This window comes from Pleomorphomonas carboxyditropha, assembly GCF_002770725.1.
Taxonomy (GTDB): domain Bacteria; phylum Pseudomonadota; class Alphaproteobacteria; order Rhizobiales; family Pleomorphomonadaceae; genus Pleomorphomonas; species Pleomorphomonas carboxyditropha.
In genome coordinates this window covers 1-24354 of sequence record NZ_NQVN01000025.1, presented here as the reverse complement: position 1 = coordinate 24354, position 24354 = coordinate 1, and the positions used below count along the sequence as shown (strand labels likewise).

19 protein-coding genes are annotated in these 24354 nt (G+C 66.8%); 3 read left to right on the top strand and 16 right to left on the bottom strand.

Annotated elements, in window-relative coordinates; translation table 11 throughout:
• Nucleotides 1-27 precede the first annotated feature (27 nt).
• The 14 genes from CJ014_RS23445 to CJ014_RS23380 all read right to left on the bottom strand — a co-directional run bounded on the left by CJ014_RS23445 (nt 28) and on the right by CJ014_RS23380 (nt 16697).
• The gene (locus CJ014_RS23445) at nt 28-1968 is read right to left on the bottom strand and encodes a beta-galactosidase (RefSeq protein ID WP_100082934.1); all 1941 of its coding nucleotides are present in this window, start codon (nt 1966-1968) and stop codon (nt 28-30) included.
• 108 nt (nt 1969-2076) lie between these two features.
• Nucleotides 2077-3165 (bottom strand): ABC transporter ATP-binding protein, encoded by a 1089-nt coding sequence (locus tag CJ014_RS23440; protein WP_100082933.1) that lies wholly within the window; start codon nt 3163-3165, stop codon nt 2077-2079.
• Nucleotides 3166-3175: 10 nt separating this feature from the next.
• Nucleotides 3176-3991 carry a carbohydrate ABC transporter permease gene (locus CJ014_RS23435; protein WP_100082932.1) on the bottom strand — a complete coding sequence of 272 codons (816 nt, stop codon included), beginning with the start codon at nt 3989-3991 and terminating at the stop codon, nt 3176-3178.
• Entirely contained in the window at nt 3988-4884 is an 897-nt protein-coding gene (locus CJ014_RS23430) for a carbohydrate ABC transporter permease (RefSeq protein ID WP_100082931.1), read from the bottom strand. Before CJ014_RS23430 ends, CJ014_RS23435 begins: the two co-directional genes overlap by 4 nt.
• A 222-nt stretch (nt 4885-5106) precedes the next feature.
• Nucleotides 5107-6366 carry an ABC transporter substrate-binding protein gene (locus tag CJ014_RS23425; protein WP_100082930.1) on the bottom strand — a complete coding sequence of 420 codons (1260 nt, stop codon included), beginning with the start codon at nt 6364-6366 and terminating at the stop codon, nt 5107-5109.
• 125 nt (nt 6367-6491) lie between these two features.
• Complete coding sequence (locus CJ014_RS23420) at nt 6492-7541, bottom strand: LacI family DNA-binding transcriptional regulator (protein WP_100082929.1); 1050 nt, start codon at nt 7539-7541, stop codon at nt 6492-6494.
• Nucleotides 7542-7643: 102 nt separating this feature from the next.
• The gene (locus CJ014_RS23415; RefSeq protein WP_100082928.1) at nt 7644-8441 is read right to left on the bottom strand and encodes a carbohydrate-binding protein; all 798 of its coding nucleotides are present in this window, start codon (nt 8439-8441) and stop codon (nt 7644-7646) included.
• Nucleotides 8442-8518: 77 nt separating this feature from the next.
• On the bottom strand, nt 8519-9787 hold the full coding sequence (locus tag CJ014_RS23410) for an ABC transporter substrate-binding protein (protein WP_100082927.1): 1269 nt from the start codon (nt 9785-9787) through the stop codon (nt 8519-8521).
• Between the two features lie 40 nt (nt 9788-9827).
• Nucleotides 9828-10535 (bottom strand): DUF624 domain-containing protein, encoded by a 708-nt coding sequence (locus tag CJ014_RS23405; protein ID WP_165790963.1) that lies wholly within the window; start codon nt 10533-10535, stop codon nt 9828-9830.
• Between the two features lie 17 nt (nt 10536-10552).
• A complete protein-coding gene (locus tag CJ014_RS23400; protein ID WP_100082925.1) occupies nt 10553-11662 on the bottom strand; it encodes an ABC transporter ATP-binding protein in 1110 nt (369 codons plus the stop codon).
• Between the two features lie 30 nt (nt 11663-11692).
• Nucleotides 11693-13717 (bottom strand): alginate lyase family protein, encoded by a 2025-nt coding sequence (locus tag CJ014_RS23395; protein ID WP_100082924.1) that lies wholly within the window; start codon nt 13715-13717, stop codon nt 11693-11695.
• 10 nt (nt 13718-13727) lie between these two features.
• Complete coding sequence (locus tag CJ014_RS23390; RefSeq protein ID WP_100082923.1) at nt 13728-14900, bottom strand: glycoside hydrolase family 88 protein; 1173 nt, start codon at nt 14898-14900, stop codon at nt 13728-13730.
• 19 nt (nt 14901-14919) lie between these two features.
• Nucleotides 14920-15756: a carbohydrate ABC transporter permease gene (locus CJ014_RS23385; RefSeq protein ID WP_100082922.1), complete on the bottom strand. Its 837-nt coding sequence runs from the start codon at nt 15754-15756 to the stop codon at nt 14920-14922.
• A 23-nt stretch (nt 15757-15779) separates the two neighbouring features.
• Nucleotides 15780-16697, bottom strand: a complete 918-nt coding sequence (locus tag CJ014_RS23380; RefSeq protein ID WP_100082921.1) for a carbohydrate ABC transporter permease — start codon at nt 16695-16697, stop codon at nt 15780-15782.
• Nucleotides 16698-16953: 256 nt separating this feature from the next.
• Here CJ014_RS23380 and CJ014_RS23375 point away from each other — a divergent pair, with 256 nt between their 5' ends.
• Nucleotides 16954-18804, top strand: coding sequence for a heparinase II/III domain-containing protein (locus CJ014_RS23375; RefSeq protein ID WP_245427596.1), 1851 nt, complete (start codon nt 16954-16956; stop codon nt 18802-18804).
• Between the two features lie 5 nt (nt 18805-18809).
• On the opposite strand, the gene CJ014_RS23370 is transcribed toward CJ014_RS23375, so the two are convergent.
• Nucleotides 18810-19850 (bottom strand): LacI family DNA-binding transcriptional regulator, encoded by a 1041-nt coding sequence (locus CJ014_RS23370; RefSeq protein ID WP_100082920.1) that lies wholly within the window; start codon nt 19848-19850, stop codon nt 18810-18812.
• A gap of 150 nt (nt 19851-20000) precedes the next feature.
• On the opposite strand from CJ014_RS23370, the gene CJ014_RS23365 reads away from it, so the two are divergent.
• Nucleotides 20001-21722, top strand: coding sequence for an acyltransferase (locus CJ014_RS23365; RefSeq protein WP_100082919.1), 1722 nt, complete (start codon nt 20001-20003; stop codon nt 21720-21722).
• Nucleotides 21723-21750: 28 nt separating this feature from the next.
• Here the strand turns inward: CJ014_RS23365 and CJ014_RS23360 are convergent, their stop codons facing one another.
• A complete protein-coding gene (locus CJ014_RS23360) occupies nt 21751-22836 on the bottom strand; it encodes a transaldolase family protein (RefSeq protein ID WP_100082918.1) in 1086 nt (361 codons plus the stop codon).
• A gap of 568 nt (nt 22837-23404) precedes the next feature.
• Here CJ014_RS23360 and CJ014_RS23355 point away from each other — a divergent pair.
• Nucleotides 23405-24354: aldehyde dehydrogenase family protein (locus tag CJ014_RS23355; protein ID WP_118847946.1), on the top strand; the 950-nt coding region annotated here is incomplete at its 3' end.

The following is a 24354-nucleotide window of genomic DNA, read 5'->3' as shown; positions in this document are numbered from 1 at the left end:
AGTCTATGCGCATAGCCGCATATTGGCCTAGCGCGGGCGCGATCGCCAGATCGCGACTGATCGAGGGGCGACAAGGGGATCGCCGAGGATCAGGTCGCCCGCCTCCGGTAGCGGCCAAGGCTCGTCGCCGTAGTTGAAGGCGAAGATGAGCGGGCCGCGGCGGCGGATGCGGACGTGCTCCGGCAGGGCCAGGACCGGCAATCGCGCGGCAGTCACCGCCTGGCCGATCGCCGCCTCCAGCAAGTCGCCATCCGGCCAGCACAGGAGATGGAAGACGCCGCCCTTGCGGGTCAGCGCCGGGCCGCCGTCGGCGAACCGGCCCAGCACGGTGGCCGTCGTCTCGGCATGCTCGCGCCAGCGCACCGCCGCGCCCGTGACGTCGCCGGTGACCGGATGGCCGAGGCCCGGCCGCAGCGTCGCCACCTGGATGATCCGGTTGCCGGTCAGATCGGCCAGAGGGCCGGGCGGCAGGTTGTCCGGAATGGCGAAGGCGCGGTCGCGGCAGCCGGTGCGCGGGCCGATCTGCGCCACGCCGCCGAAGGCGGCGAGGCTCGCCTCCATCGCCGCGTCGACCTCCGACAGGGTGGGGACGACGACGAGATCGTAGGCATCGAGCGCGTTGCCCGGCCGGATGAAGTCGACGTCGAGGCCGCGCCGCCGCAACGCCTCGTACCAGCGGAAGATCAGTTCCATCGGCCGGAAATCGGCGGCCAGCGGCTGGATGGCCGCCGCCCAGTGGCTCGGGTAGTCCATGACGATGGCCACCCTGGCCGGCTCGACCGGCGGCAGCTCGCCCAGGGCGGCGATTTCGGGGGCGACGGCCGCCACTTCCTTGCCGCCCGGCGACAGTTCGTCGAGGCCCGGCAGGTTGAGGCCGGAATGCATCTGCTCCTGCGCCGTCGTCGCCTGCCGCCAGCGGAAGTAGCTGACCAGCTCGGCGCCGTGCGCCAGCGCCTCCAGCGTCCACAGCCGGACCATGCCCGGCTTCGGCACCGCGTTCCACGGCGCCCAGTTGACCGGTCCCGCCTGCTGCTCCATGACGCAGAAGCGGCCCCGGCCGACGGCGCGATAGAGGTCGTGATTGAAGGGGGCGACGTCCGGGTGCGAGGTCTCGGCCCAGCGGGTCCGCTCCGCTTCGCTGAAGGGAAACACCTCCAGGAAGCCGGTGGGATAGCTGTCCCAGGCGGCGATATCCATGCTGTCGGCGGCGGCGAAATGGTCGAAGTCGGTGAAGAAGCCCATGAAGTTGTGGGTGATCCAGCGCCCCGGCGAATGGCGGCGGATGATCTCCGCCTGGGCGGCGTTGTAGGCGGCGACCTGCTCGGAGGCGAAGCGCCAGAAATCCATGCGGGCGGACGGGTTGGCGTCGGTCACCGTCAGGTTGGGCAGCGTCACCTCGTCGAAGCTGCCGACTTCCATCGACCAGAACACGCTGTTCCACGCCGCGTTGAGCTGGTCGGTCGACTGGTAGCGGCGGCGCAGCCAGTCCCGGAACGCCCCGAGGTCTTCCGGCCCCCAGGACAGGGTGGTGCCGTGGCAGCCGAACTCGTTGTCGGTCTGCCAGCCGACGACGCCGGGGTGGCGGCCGTAGCGCCTCGCCAGCGCCTCGACGATGCGGGCGCTTTCCTTCCACCAGCGCTCGGAGGAGAACGTGTAGTGGCGCCGCGAGCCGAAGCCGCGCACCCGCCCCTCCACGTCGACCGGCAGGATGTCCGGGCATTCGTCGACCAGCCATTTGGGCGGCGTGGCGGTCGGCGTGCCCAGGATGATCTTCAGCCCGGCGCCGGCCAGCACCTCCATGGCGCGGTCGAGCCAGCCGAAGTCGAAGCTGTCCCGCGCCGGCTCGATCCGCGACCAGGCGAACTCGCCGATCCGGACGTGGGTGATGCCGATCTCGCGCATGCGCGCGGCGTCGCGCTGCCAGCGGCTCTCGTGCCAGTGCTCCGGATAGTAACAGACGCCCAACATGTCCCGACCCCGCTCGCGGCGATCCGCCGCATCAGATGGATTTGGCGCCGGCGAAGAGACGAATGGCCTCCGCCTCGCCGCACGCTTGTTCTTAAGATTTTGATCTTGCTAGCGAATGCGCCGGCCGGCGTCATCGAACAGGAAGCAGCGCTCCGCCGGCAGGCCGACCACCAGCCTCCCCCGCGCGGTGGCGTGCCGGCTCTCTTCCTGCTGGATGATGACGCGCTCGCCCGGAGCGACGTCGGCGTAGACGTAGCTGGTGCTGCCGAGATGCTCGGCGACGTCCACCTCGACGGCGAGGTCGGCGTCACCCGTTCCGGCGGCGACGAAATGCTCGGGCCGGATGCCGAGGCTGACTGCGTCGCCGGCTTTCGCCGTGCCGGCGGCGGCCGGCAGGTCGAGGCGGACGCCCGGCTGGCTGGCGAGGGCGACCGTGACGCGGCCCGCCTCCGCCGCCTCGATGCGCGCCGGCAGGAAATTCATCTTCGGCGAGCCGATGAAGCCGGCGACGAACATGTTGGCCGGATCGTCGTAGAGGTCGAGCGGCCGGCCGACCTGCTCGACGATGCCCGACCTCAGCACGACGATCTTGTCGGCCAGCGTCATCGCCTCCACCTGGTCGTGCGTCACGTAGATGATGGTGGATTGCAGGCGCTTGTGCAGCTTGGCGATCTCGACGCGCATGTGGACGCGCAGCTCGGCGTCGAGGTTGGAGAGCGGCTCGTCGAACAGGAACACCTTGGGATCGCGGACGATGGCGCGGCCGATGGCGACGCGCTGCCGCTGACCGCCGGAAAGCGCCTTCGGCTTGCGGTCCATCAGCGCACCGAGGCCGAGGGTGCCGGCGGCATCGTCGACGCGGCGGTCGATCTCCGCCCTGGCGATGCCGGCGAACTTCAGCGCGAAGCCCATGTTCTCGCGCACCGTCATGTGCGGATAGAGCGCGTAGCTCTGGAACACCATGGCGATGCCGCGCTGCGAGGGATCGACGCCGTTCATCACCTCTCCGCCGATGCGCAACTCGCCCGAGGTGATGTCCTCGAGGCCTGCGATCATCCGGAGCAGCGTCGACTTGCCGCAGCCCGAGGGGCCGACGAAGACGACGAACTCGCCGGGATCGATGGCCAGGTCGACGCCCTTGATGATGTCCAGTGTCCCGAAGCTCTTGCGGAGGTCGGTCAGTTCAACGGCGGCCATCGGGACTTTCCTATTTGACGGAGCCAAGCATGCCCTGCACGAACTGGCGCTGCATGACGAAGAAGATGAAGAGGGTTGGCAGGGTAGCCAGGATGGTGCCGATCATCACCACGCCGAAGTCGGGATTGTAGGCGGAGGCCAGCGACGACACGACGAGGGTGATCGTCTTGGTCTCGTTGGACTGCAGCACGATCAGCGGCCAGAGATAGTTGTTCCAACTGGCCATGAAGACGATGATGATCGCCGCCGCGTAGGTCGAGCGCATCACCGGCACGTAGATGTAGAGGAAGATCTGCCATTCCTTCAGCCCGTCCACCTTGGCGGCGTCGCGGAGCTCCACCGGGAAGGCCTTGGTCGACTGGCGGAAGTAGAAGATGATGAAGGCCGAGGCGATGCCGGGCAGCACGATGGCGATATGGGTGTCGATCAGGCCCGATTTGGCCATCATCATGAACAGCGGGATCATCAGCGCCGCGAACGGCACCATCAGCGTCAGGAGCACCATCGAATAGACGCGGTCGCGCGTCTTCGACCTGAACATCTCGAAGCCGTAGCCGGCCAGCGACGAGATCGCGATGGTCAGCACCGTCGCCATCACCGCCACCTTGGCGGAGTTCCAGAACACCAGCGGCGCATCCACCTGGGCGAAGAAGTTGCCGACGTTGGCGGCGAACGCCTGCCCGAAGGTGGCCTTGCCGCCGAGGATGTCGATCGAGGTGTTGGTGGAGCTGATCACCATCCAGGCGAAGGGGAACACCGACAGGAAGGCGGCGATGCCGACGAACAGGTACTGGACGGCGTCGCCGGCGAGGCGCGAAAGGTTCATGACCGGTCCCTCGCGGCGTAGAATTGCAGGAAGGAGAGCAGCGCCACCATGATGACGATGACGTAGGAGACGGTCGCCGCGTAGCCGAAGCTCGGCATGTAGCGGAAGGTCAGGTTGTAGATGTAGAGCGACAGCGTCAGCGTCGAATCCGACGGCCCGCCCTTGCCCTCGGTGAGGTTGTAGACCTCGTCGAACAATTGCAGCGTGCCGATGGTCGAGGTGATGGTGGTGAACAGGATCACCGGCTTCAGCATGGGAACGGTGAGGCGCGCGAAACGCGCCCAGGCCGGCACGCCGTCGATGCGGGCCGCCTCGTAGACCGAGCGGTCGATGTTCTGCATGGCCGCCAGGTAGAAGATCATATTGTAGCCGGTCCACCGCCAGGTGATGGACAGGATGACCAGCACCTTGGCCCAGAACGGCTCGGTGAGCCAGCCGATCGGCGTTCCGATCAGGCCGACGGCGAGAAGGCTGGCGTTCACCACCCCGTCGGCCGAGAACATGCTCTTGAACAGCACCGAATAGGCGACCAGCGAGGTGACGCAGGGCAGGAAGATCGCCGTGCGGAACAGGCCGATGAATTTCAGGCGGTCGTTGTTGAGCACCGAGGCGAGCATCAGCGCCAGCGTGATCATGATCGGCACCTGCACCACGAAGAACACGACCGTGTTGGTGAGCGCCGACAGGAAGACCGGATCGTGCCACAGGCGGACGACGTTGCCGAACCCGGCGAACTTCATCATCATGCCCTTGCCCGCGTAGAACGACAGGTAGAGCGAGCGGAAGATCGGATAGACGAGGTAGATCGCGATCAGCGCGACCGACGGGCCGATGAACAGCCAGCCGTTGAGGTCGTAGCTGCGCTTCAGTCCGTTAGCTCGGGCGATGGTCATGGGCCGCCTTTCGGGCATCATACCAATTCGCGAAGATGCTGACGCATCCGCTCATTGAGGCCATTGCCGATTTCTCATCTGCATCGAGGGCATGAGGAATCGGCAAGCGGAATACCAAGAGGCATTTTCAATGCATCTCGGCATCAGGCGTCGTTCGGAACGCGCCGCGGCGGCAGGAGGCCGCGGCGCGCCGTGCAAGTCGGGCGGATTCGCCCCACAGGCTTATTGGATCTGGCCCTGGGCCTGCGCCTCGATCGACTTCAGCACGTCGTCGAGCGGTTCGCCCTTCAGGACGTCCGGCAGGTGCGCCATGACGGCGGTGTCGATCTCGGTGGTGAAGGCGCCGTAGTTGACCGGCGGCACCTCGGCCAGCCAGGTGGCGAAGCGCTGCCAGACCTTCTCGCCGCCGAAGAAGTCGTCGGCGGTCGAATAGGCGTCGCCCGTGCGGGCGGCGAGCAGCGAGCCGACGGCGCCGCGCTCGGTGAGGATCTTCTGGTAGAAATCGACGTCCTTGCCGTAGATCTCGTTCAGGAAGTCGATCGCCTCGTCCTTCTCGGCGGAGGCATCGAGCACATACCAGCTCGAGCCGCCGAGGTTGGAGGCGTGGCCCTTGCCGTCGGCGCTGAAGCTCGGGATCGGCGCGACGCCCCATTTGCCGAACTGGTCGGCCTGCGCCTTGATGGTGCCGGTGATCCAGACGCCGCTCATCACGGTGGCCACGTCGCCGGAGCCGATCGAGCCGGCCCATTCCGTCCAGCCCGACAGCGTCTTCACGACGCCGGCGTTGATCAGCTTGCCCTCGACCTCAAGGCTGGCCCTGAGCGCCGGGTTGTCGGTGATGGTCAGGTTGTCCTGGTCGTCGACATACCACTTGCCCTGCGACTGCATCATGATGCGGATGAGGTCGGCGCCGTTCGGGTCGATGGCGACCATCTTCTTGCCGGTCTTCTCGACCACCGCCTTGCCGATCTCGACGTAGCGGTCCCAGGTGATGTTCTCCATGTCCGACGGCTTGAAGCCGGCCGCTTCCAGATAGTCCTTGCGGTAGAACATGCCGGCGACGCCGGTGTCGAACGGCATGCCGTAGACCGTGCCGTCGACGGTCATCAGCTTGACCTTGTAGGGCGCGAAGGCCGCGTGATCGACCTTGTCCGACAGGGCGGCGAAAGCGCCTGGGAAGGACTGGAGGTATTTCTGGGCGCCGTAGTCCTCGATCAGCACGATGTCGGGCAGCGCCTGGGTGGTGCCGGAAGCGAGCGCCGTCTGCAGCTTCTGCTCGACGTCGCCCTTGGCGAAATCCACCACCTTGATGGTCGTCTCAGGATGCCTGGCGGCATAGCGCGCGCCGGCTTCCTGCATGATGGCGCCGTTGAAGTTGGGGTCCCAGCACCAGACGGTGATCTCGCCGGCCATGGCCGAGGTGGACAGAAGCAGGCTGGCGCCGATCAGCGCGCAATAGGCACCTTTCCTCGAATAGATCATTGTTTCCTCCCTTGAGCGATGGCACCGCGGCGCCTACCCGCCGCGTCAGTGATTTTTTACTGATGCAGCGGCGATCGATCAAGAGAAATTTCTCTAACCCTCAAGGGAAAAATCAGTGATGAAATCTAGTCGGCCGCTCCCGGCGTGCGGCAACTGGCCCGCAGCATCAGTTCGGTGGCGATGCGCACCTGCCGGCCGAAGGTGCGGCCGGCCAGCCGCTCGAACAGCAGGTCGACGGCCGTTTCGCCGATATGCTCGGCGTGGATGCGCACCGTGGTCAGCGGCGGCGTCAGGAACTGGGCCACCGGGATGTCGTTGAAGGAGGCGATGCCGATATCGTCGGGAATGCGCAGGCCGCGCTCCTGGATGGCCCGGTAGGCGCCGATCGCCATGTTGTCGTTGGAGGTGACGATGGCGTCCGGCGGCGCCGGCAGCGACAGCATCTGCAAGGCCAGCCGGTAGCCGTCCTCGAGGCGGTGGCTTTGGCCGAGCCCGCTGTCGGCCAGCAGCACCAGATCGGGATCGAAGCGCCCCTCGGCCTTCTGCCAGTCGATATAGGTGGCGCATCGCCACTCGCCGAACTGCCGGGTCTCGCCGTCGAGATAATCCGAGCTGCCGATGAAGCCGATGCGGCCATAGCCGCTCGCCTTCAGGAAATTCAGTATTTTGAGGGTGGCCACCCCCATGTCGGAAAAGACGCTGTCGACCTCGTCGTTGTGGGGGTCGAAATCGGCGAAGACCACGTGGCGCGCATGCCGGCGCAGCCAGGCGATATCCCTGGCGCTATGCTTGCCGATCACGATGACGCCCGCCGAGGCCGCCAGTTGCTGCGCGTCAGGAAGACCGTCGGGGTGAAAGGCCTTGGTGACCTCGGCGTTCAGCTCGCGGCAGCGGTTCTCGATCCCCAGGCGAACGCCCACATAATAGGGATCGGCGATCTCTTCCGACGGGTCGAGAAAATGCACGATCACCAGCTTCGCCGGCTGGCTCGCCTCCGCCGCCGTCCCGGCCCTGGAGCGGTTGCGCGGCGTTTCGTAATTCAGCGCCTCGGCCGTCTCGATGATGGCCTGACGCTTGGCCTCCGACATGGTCAGCGACGGATCGTAATTCAGCACCCGCGACACGGTGGTCGAGGATACGCCGACGGCCTTGGCGATCTGCTTGATGGTAACCATTCTCAGTTCCAGTTGACTCTGGAACGCAGCCTAGCATAGCCGAGGCCGGAGAAAAATCAGTGATACCAATCGGCCGTCAGCCTTCCAGCGGATTCGTCGGCCTCACAGTCCGGCGCCGGCCTCCACTCCCAGGCAACCGATCGACGTCAGCGCCGGAAAAGGCGACGGATCGTCCGCCTTGATCAGGCGGTGCAGCCGGATCCATTCGGTCGGGCGCTTCGGAAAGCGGGTCCGCTGACCGCTGCCGGTCTTCTCCAGCTTGATCGCCAGATCCGGCCCTTCGGAAAAGGACAGGAGGGCCTGGGACCACCAGGCGTCGTGCGGAAAGTCGGCGCGGGTATGCAACACCACCTCGTCGACGAGCACCGGACGGCCGAAGGCGACGGTCAGCTCCGCCTCGGGATTGCGATCGATGCCCCAACTGGTGTACGGCCACTCGCCATGGCCGGCGGTGGCGGTTAGCCCGTCGATGGCGTTGCGGGCGGCGAACAGCGCCTCGCCGCGCGTCACCGAGTTGGCAAAGGCGTGCGGAAAGACGGTGCTGTCGGCGAAGTCGAACGGGTTCAGCGCCAGGTCGCGCCGCGTTCCGATCTCCTCGGGCGTGGCCAGCCGTGCCGTGAGAAAATGCCGCTCGCCGGCAAAGGCGAAGGGAGCAAAGGCCTTCGCGGCGTCGCCGAAGGGCGGCGAATAGTCGAAGCGCCCCTCCGGCAGCCACAGCAGCGGACAGGCGAGACAATCGTCCAGGCGAACCCGGACATGCGCGGGCGTTGCGTCCGTAGCGAGGAGAATGCGGTCACCCGGCGCATAGGCGGCCGAATAGACGAGCTGCACTTCGGTCTCGCCGCGGGCCTCGGCGTGCACGGTCCCGTCGGCGGCGACGATTTTCAGGCGAATGGACATTCATCCCTCCTTAAATGAGCGCCGCGGCGGGAAAATCCGGCCGCGGCGCCCTGTTTCCTTGGCGGTGCACCGGCAGTTCACTGCCCGATGATGTTGCCCACCGTCTTGTTCATTTCGGCGATGCCGTCCTCGACCGTCTCGTTCTTGGTCATGATCGAATCGTGGACGCGGTTGAGCGCCACCTCGATCTGCGGCGCCTTGGGATGCACCGGCATCTCGAGATAGCCCTTCTCGATGGTGAGCGCCGCCTTGCTGTTCTCGTCCTTCGGGAAGCCGTCGATCGCCGTGATGGTGTCGATCACCTTGGCGTCGCGCACCGCCGGGATGGTGCCGGTCGCGGCGACGATGGCCGCGCCCTCGGGGCCGGTCACGAACTTGAGGAAGTCGAGGGCCGTCTCCTTGTGGCTCGACTGCGTGTTGACGGCGAGCGACGTGATGGTGGCGATGGTGGTGCCCGCCGTGACGCCGTCCGGATGCGGATACTTGACGATGCCCCAGTTGGTCGACTTGGATTCGCCGGACTGGACCTTGGCGATCTGCGTCGCGGCGAACCAGGTGCCCATCGGCAGCATCGCCACCGTGTTGTTGAAGAAGGGCGCCGAATAGTGGGTGTTCGACGTCTTCAGCATGGCGTAGTCCGGCACGATGCCGTCGCTCTGCAACTGGAGCGCCCGCTCGTACCACGGCTTCAGGAAGTCGTAGTTGCCGTCCACCACGGTGTGCTGGCCGTCGAGGATGCCGAACAGCTCGACGGTGCTGCGCCAGATGTGGAAGATGCTGCCGTAGACCTTGTCGGAGCCGGCGCCGCTGGTCATCTTCCGCGACAGCTCGTCATACTGGGCCACCGTCATGTCGTTGGTCGGATAGGCAACGCCGGCCTTGTCGAACAGGTCCTTGTTGTAATAGACGACCCAGAAGTCGCTGCGGAACGGCAGCGCGTAGACCTTGTCCTTGATGGTGATCTGCTCGATCAGGCCGGAATAGGCGGCCGGGTCGATGGCGTTGTCCTTCATGTAGCCGGTCAGGTCTTCGAGCTGGCCGGCGCGCACCACGGTGGCGTAGCCGGGAATGTCCTTGATGGTCAGGACGTCGAGGTCGTCGGCGCCGCCGGTGAGCTGCGTGCTCAGCATCGTCTGGTAGTCGGTCGAGCCGAGGTCGACATATTCGATCTTCACGTTGGGATGCTTGGCCTGGTAGGCGTCGATGAGGGGCTGGTAATAGGCGGTCTTGTCCCAGTCCCACAGCGCCCACTTGATGGTTTCGCTGTCGGCGGCGAAGGCGTGGCCGACGACGGCGACGGAAGCGACGGCGGACATCGCCGCTGCGAAGGCTTTCAAGTTTTTCATCTCTCTCTCCCTCGATTTCGGATGCCGCTGGCACCCCTTGTCAAACCATGTTTCCCGTGCCGGCCGCCCGGCGGGCGAGCGACTGGTAGCGGACGAGCGCGCGCTGGCTCTGGAAGGTCATCACCAGGGCGCAGAGCGAAAAGCCGAAGGTGGCCGGAATGAAGATGCTGACCGGATAGGCGGCGACATGCACCAGCCAGACCACGGCGCAGAGCAGCAGCGCTGCCAGCCCCGGCAGGAAGCCGGCGACGGTCATCAGGCAGGCCTTGCCGAGCAGTTGCAGGGTGGGAAGGCCGGTGAGCGCCATCAGCGTCAGGCTGTGCGAGGCCATGAGCAGGAGCACGATGGTGCCGAACAGCGACACCACCACCGGCAGCACGAAAAGCGGCTCGGTGGCCGCCGCTCTCGCATAGACGGCGACGGCGGCGACGCCGAGGGCGATGGCCGCCCCGAAAATCCAGCCGACAAGGGTGGCGCGCCAGAACTGCCGCCGGAAGCTCTCCTGGAAGTCCCGCCACAGATAGTGGTTCTCGTCGCGGATCATCGTGGTGGTGATGCGCGTCGTCGCCGCCAGCATCGCCGGAATGGTGACGATCGGCAGGGCGAACAGCACCATGAGCAGGTTGAGCTTGAACAGCTCCCACCATTCGCGCGCCAGGATGTCGACGAAAAGCGCCGCGCCCCTCTTGGGCGGCGCGTTCCTGTCGATCTCCCTGACGTCGCCGCGGCGGGCGCCGAACCTCCACATGCCGGCCTCCATTGGCCTCAGTTGAAGATGGTGTTCTCGCTTTCCCTGTCGAACAGGTGCAGCTTGGTGGTGTCGATGCCGAGCGTCACCGCGTCGCCGTCGCGCGCCTTGCAGCGCGGCGGCACCTTGGCCACCATCTTGGTTCCGTTGACGATGAGATTGAGGTGGACCTCCGATCCCATGGGCTCGGCGAGCTCGACCGTGGTGGTGATCGGCGTCGTCGTCGCCTGCCCCATGTAGGAGGAGGCCTCGTCGTGCAGGTCTTCCGGCCGGATGCCGAGCATGCAGTCGCGGCCGAGCCAGGGCGCCAGCACCGCTTCGCCGGCGCGCTCGGGCAGCGGAATGACATCGTCGCCGAAGCGGGCGGCGAAGCCGGCGGCGGTCCGCTCGATGCGCACGGGCAGCATGTTCATCTGCGGCGAGCCGATGAAGCCGGCCACGAACATGTTGCAGGGATTGTCGTAGAGGTTCTGCGGCGTGTCGACCTGCTGGATGAAGCCGTCCTTCATCACCACGATGCGGTCGGCCATGGTCATCGCCTCCACCTGATCGTGGGTGACGTAGATGAAGGTGGTGCCGAGGCTCTTGTGCAGCTTTGAAATCTCCACCCGCATCGTCGCGCGCAGCTTGGCGTCGAGGTTGCTGAGCGGCTCGTCGAGCAGGAACACCGCCGGATTGCGCACCATGGCGCGCCCGAGCGCCACGCGCTGGCGCTGGCCGCCGCTGAGCGCCTTCGGCTTGCGGTTGAGCAGGTGCTCGATGTCGAGGATCCTGGCGGCCTCGCGGACCTTGGCGTCGATCTCGGCGCGGGGCGCCTTCCGAAGCTCGAGGCCGAAGGCCATGTTCTTGTAGACCGTCATATGCGGGTAGAGCGCATAGTTCTGGAACACCATGGCGATGTCGCGATCCTTGGACTCCAGATCGTTGACGAGGGCGTCGCCGATGTAGAGCTGGCCGGCGGTGATCTCCTCCAGCCCGGCGATCATCCTGAGGGTCGTCGACTTGCCGCAGCCCGACGGTCCGACCAGAACGATGAACTCCTTGTCCCGGATTTCGAGGTTGAGCTTGTGCACGACGGTCAGGGAGCCGTAGGTCTTCTGAATGTCACGAAGCGAAATGCCCGCCATGACGGTCCTCCGATTGCTCAGTGTCGCCCGTTACCGGACGAGAATGGTTCCAACGCTGGTTTCGCCGGCGCTGCGGTCGAAGACCGAGACCTCGCCGAAGCCGGTGCAGCCGTCCGCGTTGAAGGTATCGGTGGGGCTCGCGTATTCGCGGTGGGCGATCACCACAGTGAAAGCCCGTTCCCCCTTGGTGATGTCGAGGGCGTGGATCGTCGCATCGTCGAACCGGACGCCCTTGAAGTTCGAGGTCACCGGCACCGTCGCGGCGGACAGCGCTTCGCGCCGGCCGGCCGGATTGAGGCCGATGACGGTGAAGAGGCGGAGCGGGCCGTCGCCGCGGTCGTCGACGCGCAGCGTGAGGTTGGCTTCCACCTCGTTGTAGCGGCGGGACAGGCGGCTCTCGACGAGCCTCGCGTGCGGCTCGCCGCCGACCAGCAGGAGGTCGACCGCGTTGCGCGCGCTGTCGTAGCCGAAGCGGCGGCCGTCGCCGGTCACCTTGCCGCGGCTGTCGAAATGGAAGTAGCGCTGGTAGGCGTGGGCGGCCCCGGTGTGGAACTCGTCCGTGATCACCAGGATGTCCGGCTTCAGGAACAGCAGCCGGCGATTGACGAACACGCCGCCCGAGGCGAGCTCCTGATAGCCGAGATGCCCGCCCTCGGCATAGGCGTAGCGGTCGCCGGCGACGAAGCGGCGGTTGACCGCCCGCGACAGGCGCGAGCAGCCCCAGCTGTCGACGGGCGTGTAGACTTCCTCGTCGTCGACTGTGACGGTGTTGTGGGCCGAGGCGTTCTTGAACTCGAAGCGCTCCGGCTTGTCGACGTAGGTGTAGCGGCCGGCGTCGACGAGGATGTCCTCGCCGCGGGCGAACAGGTCGACATGCAGCTTGTCGGAATGGCCGTGGCCGGCGCCGAGCGTGCCGCAGTGGAAATGCACGAAGGTGCCGTCCTCGCCCCAGCGGTCGCGGAGGTAGAAATTGCCGGAGTGGTGGAGCGCCGTATCGGCCGAGCGCGGCGGCTCCGCCGGCAGGGCCGCGTAGGCGGCGATGGCGTCGGCGCCGAGATCCCACACCGCGTCGACGTCCATGACCGGACCGCCGAACGCCCTGAGCAGCGGATCGGAGAAGATCACGGCGCCGCGCACCACCAGGTCGCGCTGGTCGATGTCGTCGCTGTCGCCCATCGACAATTCGTGGCCGTCCGGCTTGCCGGAAAGCGCGGTGACGCGGCAAAGGTCCCGCGTCTTGCGGCGGATCGGCTCCGGCAGCTCGTGGCCGCCCCGGTCGGCGAGCGTCACCACGTCGAGGTAACAGGCCGTGACCTCGTTGTGGTACATCGGGCTCTGCTCCCACTGGAAGCCGTCGTCGTCGATCTGGATGCGCGCTTCCTCGGCAAGGCGGCGGGCGGCCTCGCGCCGGTAGTCGCCGGCGCGCGGGGCCGGCACGGCGGCGCCGACGATGAACAGGCCGTGGTTGGCGAGAACGCCCCAGTTGCTCATCAGGTTGTAGCTGTTCCACACCCCCATGAGGAATTCGGCGTGCTCGGTCATCGAGGCGACGAAGGCGTCCATCACCTCGGGGGTGATGGCCGGGCTGCCCTCGAAGCAGGCCATCGCCTTGACCCAGTATTCCATGCGGATGCCGGCCTCGATGGTCCGCCAGGCCTTGGCATTGGCCGGATCGTCCCGCCTGACCGTCCGCACCCAGTGGACGAGCTGGCCGGCGAAGGCATTGGCGTAGCGCTCGTCGCCGGTCAGCGCATAGGCGCGGCCGAGGGTGATCCAGAAGCGCATCCGGTTGAAGGCGAAGATCCACTCGGGATCGTCGCCCGGCTGGTGCAGCCAGTCGATCTCGCCCGGGAAGACCTCGGGCACGTGGGTGCGCTCCATGTCCCACCGCTCCTCGAACACGAAGCGCTGGGCGACGACCATGTCGGCGGCGGCGACGAGGCGGGCCGCCTCGTCCGGATAGGTCTCGCGCACGAAGGCGGCGATCCGGTCGCGGTCGGCGGCGCCGCGCATGAACAGACGGTCGGATCCTTCGAAGAACGCCTGAGGATTCACGATAGACGCCTCACCAGTAGGAAACCCAGTCGGAGGACAGGCGCGTCAGCGCCTCCATGTAGAAATAGTCGCCCCAGATGACGCACTCGTCGACGCCCTCGGGCGTACAGGTGTTGAAGGGCGTCTTCTTGGAATAGGTTCCGTGCAGCACCAGGCCGTTGGAAACCGCCGGATCGGTGACGGCATAGGTTTGCACGAGGCTCGCCACCATGCGCCGGGCCAGGTCGCGATAGCCGGCGGCGGCTGCCTCGTCGACGTGGAGCGCCATCTCGAGGAGGCCGCAGGCGACGATCGACGCGCTCGAGGAATCGCGGGGCTCCTCGGTGCCCGAGGTGAACATCAGGTCCCAGTAGGGCACGAGATCGTCGGGCAGCTTCTTCAGGTAGAAGCCGAGCAGGCGGTCGAAAAGCTGGCGCTTTTCCTCCGTGCGGTCGACCTTGTAGGCGAGTGCCGTGCCGTAGATGCTCCAGGCCTGGCCGCGCGTCCACGGCGAATCGTCGCTGTAGCCCTGGCAGGTCGCCCCGTGCGACGGCTGGCCGGTCACCGGATCCATGAAGAAGGTGTGATAGGTCGAGAAATCCGGCCGGATGGAGTTGGCAAGGCAGGTGGCGGTGTGGATGCGGGCGACGTCGGCATAGCTGCCGTCGCCGGTCTCGGCGGTCGCCCAGTAGAGCAGCGGCAGGTTCATCAGGCAGTCGATGATGAAGCGATAGTTCTCCGGCTCCCCGAAGGCGCCCCATGCCTGAATGAAGCCGCCGACCGGCTGGAAGCGGTCCATCAGCCGGTCGGCGGCGAGAAGGGCCGCCGCGCGGGCCAGCCGGTCGCCGGTCAGCCTGTAGGCGGCGACGCAGCTCGGCGAATAGAGGAAACCCATGTCGTGATGATCGACCGCGATGCGGTTCTCCACCCGATGGTGGAAGTCCCTGACCTGCACGCGGGCGGCGTCGAGAAAGGCCTCGTCTCGCGAGCGCTCGTAGGCGAGCCAGACCTGGCCCGGCCAGAAGCCGCAGGTCCACTGGTCGTTGGCGCAGGTCGGGTAGAAATTGTCGACGCTCGAATGATTGCGGGCGGCGTGGGTGAATTCGGGCAGGTTGCGCCGCACCAGGTCGACGGCGAGGTCGAGCGCAGCCGCCACCTCGTCGTCGGTCACCGGATCGATCGTCGGCGAAATACACGCGGTCATGATGGTCCTTTCGCTGCGCTCAGCCCTTGAGGCCGCTCGAGGCGATGCCTTCGACGAAGAAGCGTTGCAGGGCGAGGAAGACGACGAGCACGGGGATCAGCGTCACCACCGACGCCGCCATGATCAGCCCGTATTCGGCCGAATACTGGGCGATGAACATGCGGAGGCCGATCTGGATCGTCTTGAGCTCGGTCTTGGTGAGGTAGATCATCGGCCCGAGGAAGTCGTTCCAGGTGGTGACGAAGGTGAAGATCGTCAGCGTCGACAGCGCCGGCTTGGACAGCGGCAGCATGATCTTCCACCAGATCTGGTATTCGTTCATGCCGTCGATGCGGGCGGCCTCGCAGAGCTCGTCGGGAATGCTCTGGTAGAACTGCCGCATCAGGAACACGCCGAAGGCGGTGAAGGCCTGCAGGCAGATCAGCGCCAGATGCGTGTTGTTGAGGTGGAACTCGCGCATCATGATGAACTGCGGCACCATGTAGACCTGCCAGGGCATGGCGATGGTGCCGATGTAACCGAGGAACAGCGCGTTCTTGTACTTGAAGTCGAGCTTGGCGAAGGCGTAGGCGGCGAAGCTCGAAGTGAGGAGCTGCAGCAGCGTGACGATGACGGTCAGCTTGGAGGTGTTCCAGATGAACAGCGCCAGCGGCACCTTGGTCCAGATGTCGACGTAGTTGTGCCACACCGGCTGGGCGGGGAACCACTCCACCGGGAAGGAGAACACGTCCTTGCTGAGCTTCAGCGACGCCGACAGCATCCACACGAAGGGCACCAGCATGGTCACCGCCGTCGCGACCAGGATGGCGTAGACGAGGATGCGGGCGGGCTTGACCTTGCGACCGAGAATTTTCATGGCGTTTCCTCCGGCCCGAACCGTCACGCGTCCCGCTCGCGACGGAACTGGACGACCGTGACGACGAGAACGAGCAGGAACAGGACGAGGGCGACCATGCTGGCGTATCCCAGGTCCCAGGAGATGAAGGCTTCGTTGTAGATGTGGTAGACGAGGACCAGCGTCGACGTGCCCGGCCCGCCCTGCGTCAGCATGTAGATCTGGTCGAAGACCTTGAAGCACTGGATGGTCAGCATGATGCTGACGAAGAAGGTCGTCGCGCTCAGTTGCGGAATGGTGACATGGCGGAACTTGTCCCAGGCGTTGGCGCCGTCGATGCCGGCCGCCTCGTAGAGCTCGGGATTCACGCCCTGCAGGCCGGCGAGGTAGATCACCATGTAGTAGCCCATGTTCTTCCACACGGAGAACAGGATGACCGTGACCATCGCCCAGTTCTTGTCGGCCGACCAGCCGGGCAGATGCGCCGGATCGAGGCCGAAGGCCACCAGCAGCATGTTGAACGGGCCCATGGCCGGATTGAAGATCATATTCCAGACCACGGCGACCGCCACCAGCGAGGCGACGTAGGGGAAGAACATGACGGTGCGGAAGAAATTGCGGCCGAAGACCTTCTGGTTGAGCAGCACCGCCAGAAGCAGCGAGCAGACCAGCGTCAGCGGCACGGTCAGCGCCGTGTAGACGAGCGTGTTCCAGAGCGCGGTCTGGAACACGTCGTCGGAGAACAGGCGCCAGAAGTTCCTGAGGCCGGCGAACGTCATCTCGTTCGAGCCGTCCCAGTCCATGAAGGCGAGCGCGAAGGCGAACAGGATCGGCCCGAGCGTGAAGACGGCGAAGCCGATGAAATTCGGAGCGATGAAGCTGTAGGCGACCACGTTGTTGCGCAACCGCCGGCGGGCGGGCGTCATGGGGCGCGGCTTGCGAACTGGAGCGGTGACCGCCATTGCTTCCTCCCCGGGAATCTTTTCCGTTTTTCGTCAATCGGGTCAGCGGAAATTTCCAAACATTTCCACTTTCCGCCTGTCCGTGGCACCTCCCCGACGGATATGCTGGGAATGGCGGAGATCCCTACATCGCGATATTCTCGCGACGGCCGGACGAGTGTAAACTCCACAAATCGTCGAAACGCAATCGAAAAAATACGCATATTTTCCATCTTTCCAAAAACGTTGTGTTTTCCACCTAATGGAAAATAGAAAGATGCGAACGCCGGCCGGCGCCGCCGCCGGCCCGGATGACAATCGGGAGACCATCATGTTCGTCGAATGCCTGGCCGATCTGCCGCGGACGATCGATCGCTTCGTTCCGGCGCCACCGGCCCGGGATCGTGCGGCCTGGCTTCGCCTGCCGGCCGACGTCCGCGACGCCCTGACGGCGCGCGGCGAAAGCCTTGCCGGCGCGGCCTATCCGCCGCTTGCTGCCTCCGCCTACATGGATTTCCGCCGCAACGGCGACCGCGCCCGCTTCGAGGCGCGCTACCTCACGCGGCGGCGGACCCTCAACGCCGCCGTCATGGCCGAATGCGTGGCCGGCGACGGCCGCTTTCTCGACCAGGTCATCGACGGCATCTTCGCCCTCTGCGAGGAAAGCGGCTGGCAGCTTCCGGCCCACAACACGCTGGTCCGCGACACGCCGACGGCCATCCTGCCGGATGTCGGCGCGCCGGTCCTCGACCTGTTCGCCTGCGAAACCGGCGCGCAGCTGGCGGTCGTCGACCACCTGCTCGGCGCCGCGCTCGACGCCGTCAGCCCGCTGATCCGGGCGCGCATCCGCCGCGAAATCGACGCGCGCATCGTCGCCCCCTACCTCGGCCGGCATTTCTGGTGGATGGGCGACGGCGACGAGCCGATGTGCAACTGGACCGTCTGGTGCACCCAGAACGTGCTGCTGGCGATCATGAGCGGCGACTACCCGGCCGACCTGCGGCGGCGGGTGGTGGTCAAGGCGGCCGAAAGCCTCGACGCGTTCCTCAAGGACTACCAGGACGACGGCTGCTGCGAGGAGGGCGCGCAATATTATCGCCACGCCGGCCTCTGCCTGTTCAACGCCATGGACATCCTGAACAAGGTCACCGGCGGCGCCTTCGCCGCGGCCGCCCGGTCGGACAAGATCCGCAACATCGCCGAGTATATCGTCAACATCAACGCGCGCGGCGCCTATTACTTCAACTTCGCCGACTGTTCGCCGCTGGCCGGCCGGGCCGGCGCCCGCGAATACCTGTTCGGCCTCGCCGTCGGCTCGGACCGCCTGGCCGACTTCGCCGCCGCCGACTGGGCGGTCTCCACCGACCGCGACCTGCCCGACGAGATCAACCTCTACTACCGGCTGCAGGCGGCGTTCGCCGCCGAACGGCTCGCCGCCCACCGCCCGGCCGCGCCGCGCGCTGCGGCGGACATCCACTATCCCGGCGTCGGCCTGTTCATCCTGCGCGACGCCAGCTTCGACCTCGCCGTCAAGGCCGGCGACAACGGCGACAGCCACGGCCACGCCGACGCCGGCTCGCTGATCCTGTTCAGGGACGGCGAGCCCCTGCTGATCGACGTCGGCGTGGAAACCTACACGGCCAAGACCTTCTCCGCCGCCCGTCACGAGATCTGGACCATCCGGTCGGCCTATCACAACCTGCCGCTGTTCGGCGGTGTCGAGGAGGGCTACGGCGCCGCCTACGGCGCCCGCGACCTCGTCTTCGAGCCGGGCGAGCGGGAAAGCCGCGTGTCGATGGACCTCGCCGGCGCCTTTCCGCCGGCCGCCGGCGTGACGACGGCGCACCGCACCGTCCGCTTCGTCAAGGGCGAACGGATCGAAATCGAGGACGTGCGGTCGCCGGCCGGCCCCTCGACGCTGCACCTGATGCTGGCGCGGCGTCCGGGCATCGCGGCGGACGGGCTGGTGCTGCCCGGCCTCGGCGCGATCGAGATCGACGGCGGCGGCGCGGCCACGGTCGAGGCGATCGCCGTCGCCGATGCGCGGCTGCGCCTCGCCTGGCCGGACACGCTCTATCGCGTTGCCATTCCCTTCGAAGAGCGCATCGCCGTGAGGATCCGCCGATGACCGGATCAGCGCGGCGGCGGCGCCACGGAGGCCCGTTCCACGAGCTGGACGCCGAGGCTGAGGCGGCGGCCGTTGCGGAGCGGGTTGGCCGCCCCCTCGAGCAGCATGTGCACCGCCGCCCGCCCCATCTCGGCGCGCTCGATGTGGAATGTGGTGAGCGGAATCTCGCAGTGGGCGCTGATCGGCAGATCGTCGAAGCCGGTGATCGACACGTCCTCGGGCACCCGGTAGCCGGCGGCGAGCACGGCGCGCATGGCGCCGATGGCCAGCATGTCGGACACGCAGCAAAGCGCCGTCGCCTCGAACCTGCCGCTGTCGATGAGCCTGGCCACCGCCTGCTGCGCGCCGGCGCTGGTCAGCCCGGCGTCGTCGGTATCGAGCAGATGGCGGCCGGCGTCGAAGGCAACGCCGGACCGTTCGAGCGCCTTGCGGAATCCTTCGAGGCGAAGCGTCAGCGATTCCCGGAACGGATGGGTGACGTGCAGGAGATTGCGGTGCCCCCTGTCGAGGAGGTGCCGCGCCGCCGCCCAGCCGCCGAAGTGATAGTCGGGCGAAACGCTGTCGATCCGCATGGCGGGGTCCATGCCGTTGATGATCACCGCCGGACAGCCGAGGGCGGCGACGGCGTCGACCAGCACCGGCTGGTCGAGCCCCATCATGATGATGCTCTCCGGCAGGCCCCGGCGGAACAGGCTCGACGGATCGGGCGTCGGCTCGCCGTGGAACAGCATCTCGACGCTGAGCCCGATGCCGATGCGCTCGGCCTCCTCGGTGATGCCGCGCAGGATCTCGCCATAGAAGCTGTCGTTTCCGACATAGCGGTCGTAGGTGACGATGGTCGCCGTGCCGAGACCGGTCGACTGCCGGGGACGGCCGTCCGACTTGCGATAGCCGACGGCCTCCACCGCCCGCATGATTCGCTCGCGGTTGACCGGGCTGACGCCGACCTTGGCGTTCAGCGCCTTCGACACGGTGCCCACGGAAACGCCCGCCGCCGCGGCGATGTCGCTGAGAGTCGCCGAACGCGGCGGTTTGTGCTTGCCCATTCCAACCTTCCCCTGGTCGGCCTGCCTTTGCCGCCGGCATACTAGGACGATCAGGAAAAAGTTTCTATGTGGAAAAATATCGACTCATTTTCCATGAAGGATGTGCCGACATCCGCCTTGCCGCATCCGCTTCTGTGAAAGAACCCGAAAATGACTGAATCGCATGTCGACACCGGCAGCGCCGCCGAAGCGCACCGCAAGGCGCGCGTCGCCGTCCTGAGCTGGGAGCGAACCGACGCGGATATTGCCGATCCGGCCCATCGGGCCCGGGTCGCCGACCTGACGCGACATGCCGGGGCGCAAATCGCGGCGACCGCCTTCGTCGCGCCGGGCGCGCAGGTGTTCACGGAGCGTCTGATCCTCGGCGAACGGTCGTGGATCGCCGCCCAAGCCGTCGTGCGCGGCGACATCGCCCTCGGCGACGACTGCACCGTCAACGCCTACGCCTGCCTCTCCGGCAAGGTGCGGTGCGGCAACGGCGTGAGGATCGCCTCGCTCGTCTCGATCGTCGGCTTCAACCACGGCTTCGAGGACCCCGACCGCCCCATCCATCACCAGGGGCTGGTTTCCGCCGGCATCGACATCGGCGACGACGTCTGGATCGGCGCCAACGCGGTGATCGTCGACGGCGTCAACATCGGCCGCGGCGCGGTGATCGTCGACGGCGTCAACATCGGCCGCGGCGCGGTGATCGCCGCCGGCGCCGTGGTGACGCGGGACGTGCCGCCCCTGGCCATCGTGGCGGGCGTTCCGGCCAAGGTCGTCCGCCGGCGCGGCGACGGCCACCGCGTCACGCCGAGCCGGCGCGGCGAGGCGGAACGGGCGCTCGCCACCCTCGGCACGCGCGTCGCGGCGGACTGGCGGCAGGTGCTGGCGCGCCACCGGACCGGCGACGGCTACCTGTCGCCCGAAGCCGACGGCGTCGCCCGCCCGAGTGCCCGCCATCTCTGCGACGCGTTTGAGATCGCCGCCGGCTTCGGCGCGGTCGAGGAAGCGCTGCCCCCGGAGGCGGGCGGCGGCGCGTCCCGCTCCACCACCGTCGCGCGGTTGCAGGCCCTGCAGGACGCCACGACCGGCCTGTTCCCCGACCCGGCCCGGCCGGCCGCGGCCGGCGTTCCGCCGCGGGACGACCCGCTGGCGCTCTACAACGTGCTGGCCGTCGGCTATGCGCTGGAAGTTCTCGGCGCAAAGCCGCGCCACCCCGTCGCCGCCGTCGACATCGACGCGCCGCCCCTCGGCGCCTGGCTCGACGGCCTGCCGTGGGCGGACAATGCCTGGGGCGCCGGCGCCGCCGTCGACGCCATCGGCACCGGGCTCTACCTCAACGCCCGCTATTTCGCCGCCCGGGGGCCGCTTGCCACGCTGTTCGGCTGGCTCACCCTGCGGGCGGACCGGACGACCGGCCTGTGGGGGAGGCCCAGCGACGCCGACGGCTGGCTGCAGCCGGTCAACGGCTTCTACCGGCTCACCCGCGGCACCTACGCCCAGTTCGGCCTGCCGCTGCCCTACCCCGAGGCGACCATCGGCACCGTCCTCATGCACTACCGCGCGAATAACGGCTTCGCGGGCGCCGCCTACAACGCCTGCAACCTTCTCGACACCATCCATCCCCTCATGCTCTGCCTGCGGCAGACCGACCATCGCCGGGCCGAGGCGGAAGCGATGGCCGAGGACATCCTGCTACGGGCGCCCGAACGCTGGCAGCCGGGCGCCGGCTTCGCCTTCGCGGACGGCCAGCCGCCCGGCCTCCAGGGTACGGAGATGTGGCTGTCGGTGCTCCACCTCGCCGCAAGCGTCCTCGGCCTCGACCACGGCTTTCCCTTCGTTCCCAAGGGCGTGCACAGAACGAACGCCGCCGGCCTGGGGCTGTAATGCCGGTCTCAGGCGCGGCGGGCAGACCTCAGGCCGGCGGGATCATGATGTCGCGGACGATGGCCGTCAGGTCGCGGTAGGCTTCGATGAAGGCGCGCAGCGTCCGGCGGGTGGCGCCGTAGCCGTCGAAGGCGGCGATGGCGAGGCCGTTCTCGTCGTAGGCGGCCCGGAAATCGGGGAACTTCCGATAGAGCTCGTCGACGATGGCGGGGTCGACGGGATCGTCGATGCGCGGCTTCACCTCGATGTCGGAGCCGTTGAACAGCACCTGCCAGTCATAGGGAATGGTGAGGATCAGGTCGCCGCCGATCAGCTCCGACCAATGCATGTGGTTGCGGTAGGCGGCGGCGAGCAGGCGCGTCCGGTATCCCCGCTCCCCGAAGAGGCGGTAGGCCTTCTTCATGACGGCGAGGCCGGCCCATTCGAGGTGACCCGGCGTGACGACGATGCCGTCGCGCTTGGCCACCGCCTTGATCCAGTCGTCGGTGCGGCCGATCATGATGGTGCAGGCCGGCGTCATGGCCGAAACGTCGTGCCCTTCGGCGGCGCGGCGCTTCAGGCCGCGCTCGACCGCCTCGGCGACGGCGATCGCCTGGGGAAGGGTGAAGCTGACCGTGGCGTTGATCACCACGCCGCGATAGGTCGCCTCCTCGATGGCGGCGACGCCGGCGGCGGTCACCGGAATCTTGACCTGGATATTGGGCGCCAGCCCGGCGAAGCGGACCGCCTGCTCCACCAGGCGCTCCTTGTCCATGTAGTAGACCGGGCTGGTCTGCATCGACAGCCGGCCCTTGCGCCCGCGTTGGCGCTCGAACACCGGCAACAGCAGCTCGGCGCCCTTGAGGCCCATGGCCTCGATCAGCCGCCAGGCGATGGCGTCCTCGGTTTCCGCCGGATGCTGCGCGACCAGTTGCCGCAGCGGCTCCTTCCAGGCGTCATATTCCTTCTTGAGGACGGCCAGGACGATCGACGGATTGGTGGTGGCGCCCACCGCGCCGTTGGCGAGCGAATATTGCAGCTCCCTGATCGAGCAGGAATCGTTCCAGACGTCGGTGGGCGTCGTCGCGACGGTCCTCGACAGCGGCGTTGCAAGGTCGGTTTCGGCGCGGGACATGATGCATTCCTCCTCGGGCTGTTGGCCGGACGGATAGCCGGCGGATCGGTCATCGGCTGGGCCAAGTTTTTTTGCTGCGAAAGCGAAATCGGCCGTCGCTCGGCGTCGCCGGGCAAGGGACAGGGCAAATCCGTGCGCCCCGGGAAAATCTTCCGGCACGGGGCTGCCGGTCAGCGGCGCCGAGGTTCGGGGCCGGCAAGCGTTTCGATCTATTTATTCCCTATTAGATTATATACGGCATGTAAATTCCATTTTTGACGACTACAACGAAAGTCTGCCGTCGGCACGCCGTTCGCGCCATGGCAACGGTCCCGGCGGCGCCGGCAAGCCTGGCCCGCGAACCCTGCGAAATGAACGCGCCACTCAGTCGCGCGGCGCGGCACGCCCGGGCGCGGAAAAGGGCCTATCGGCGCCGGCCAAACGGCGCGAACGGGCTTGTAGAACGTTTGAAATCCGAATGCGTATTTACATTCCACCGGGAAAATAATAAAGAATAAACATTCTATTTTCGTGCGCACCTGGCCGGCGGATGCGATCGGCGTCCTGGCGCAGCCAAAGGGAGAGGATCATGAACAAGGAAATCCTGCAGCATCAGTTCGGCACGGTGGCGCGTCTCAGGTACCTGGTCGACAACGAATGGCGGGTGTCGAAGACGGCCAAGTACATGCCGGTGATGGATCCCTCGACCGGCAAGCAGATCGCCGAGGCGCCCTGCTGCACCCAGGACGAGGTCGACGCCGCCGTCGAAGCCGCTGCCCGCGCCTTCCCGGCCTGGCGCGATACGCCGATCCCCACCCGCATCCAACTGATGTTCCGCTTCAAGCAGCTGCTCGACGCCCATCTCGACGAGCTGACCGAACTGCTCGCCACCGAGAACGGCAAGGTGCTGGCCGAGGCCAAGGGCGACGTGCTCAAGGCGATCGAAGTGGTCGAATGCGCCTGCTCGACCCATTACCTGATGCAGGGCGATACCTGCATGAACGTCTCCACCGGCTACGACACGGTGTCCTTCCGCGAGCCGCTCGGCGTGTTCGCCGCCATCGCGCCCTACAACTTCCCGGCCATGATCCCCATGGGCTGGATGATTCCCTTCGCCATCACCACCGGCAACACCGTGGTGCTGAAAGCCGCCTCGATGGTGCCGCAGACGGCAAGCCGCATGCTGGAACTGTTGATCGAAGCCGGCCTGCCCAAGGGCGTCGTCAACCTGGTCACCTGCTCGCGCGTCGAGGCCGACAGCCTCCTGGTCAATCCGGCCATCAAGGGCGTCGCCTTCGTCGGCTCGACCTCGGTCGGTCTGCACATCTACAAGACGGCCGCCGCCAACGGCAAGCGCGTCCAGGCGCTGACGGAAGCCAAGAACCATGCCCTGGTGCTCGAGGATTGCGTGTTGGAGCGCACGGTGCGCGGCATCATCAACTCGACCTATGGCTGCGCCGGCCAGCGCTGCATGGCCCTGCCGGTGGTCTGCGTCCAGGAGAGCATCGCCGACGAGTTCGTGGCGCTGTTCAAGAAGCT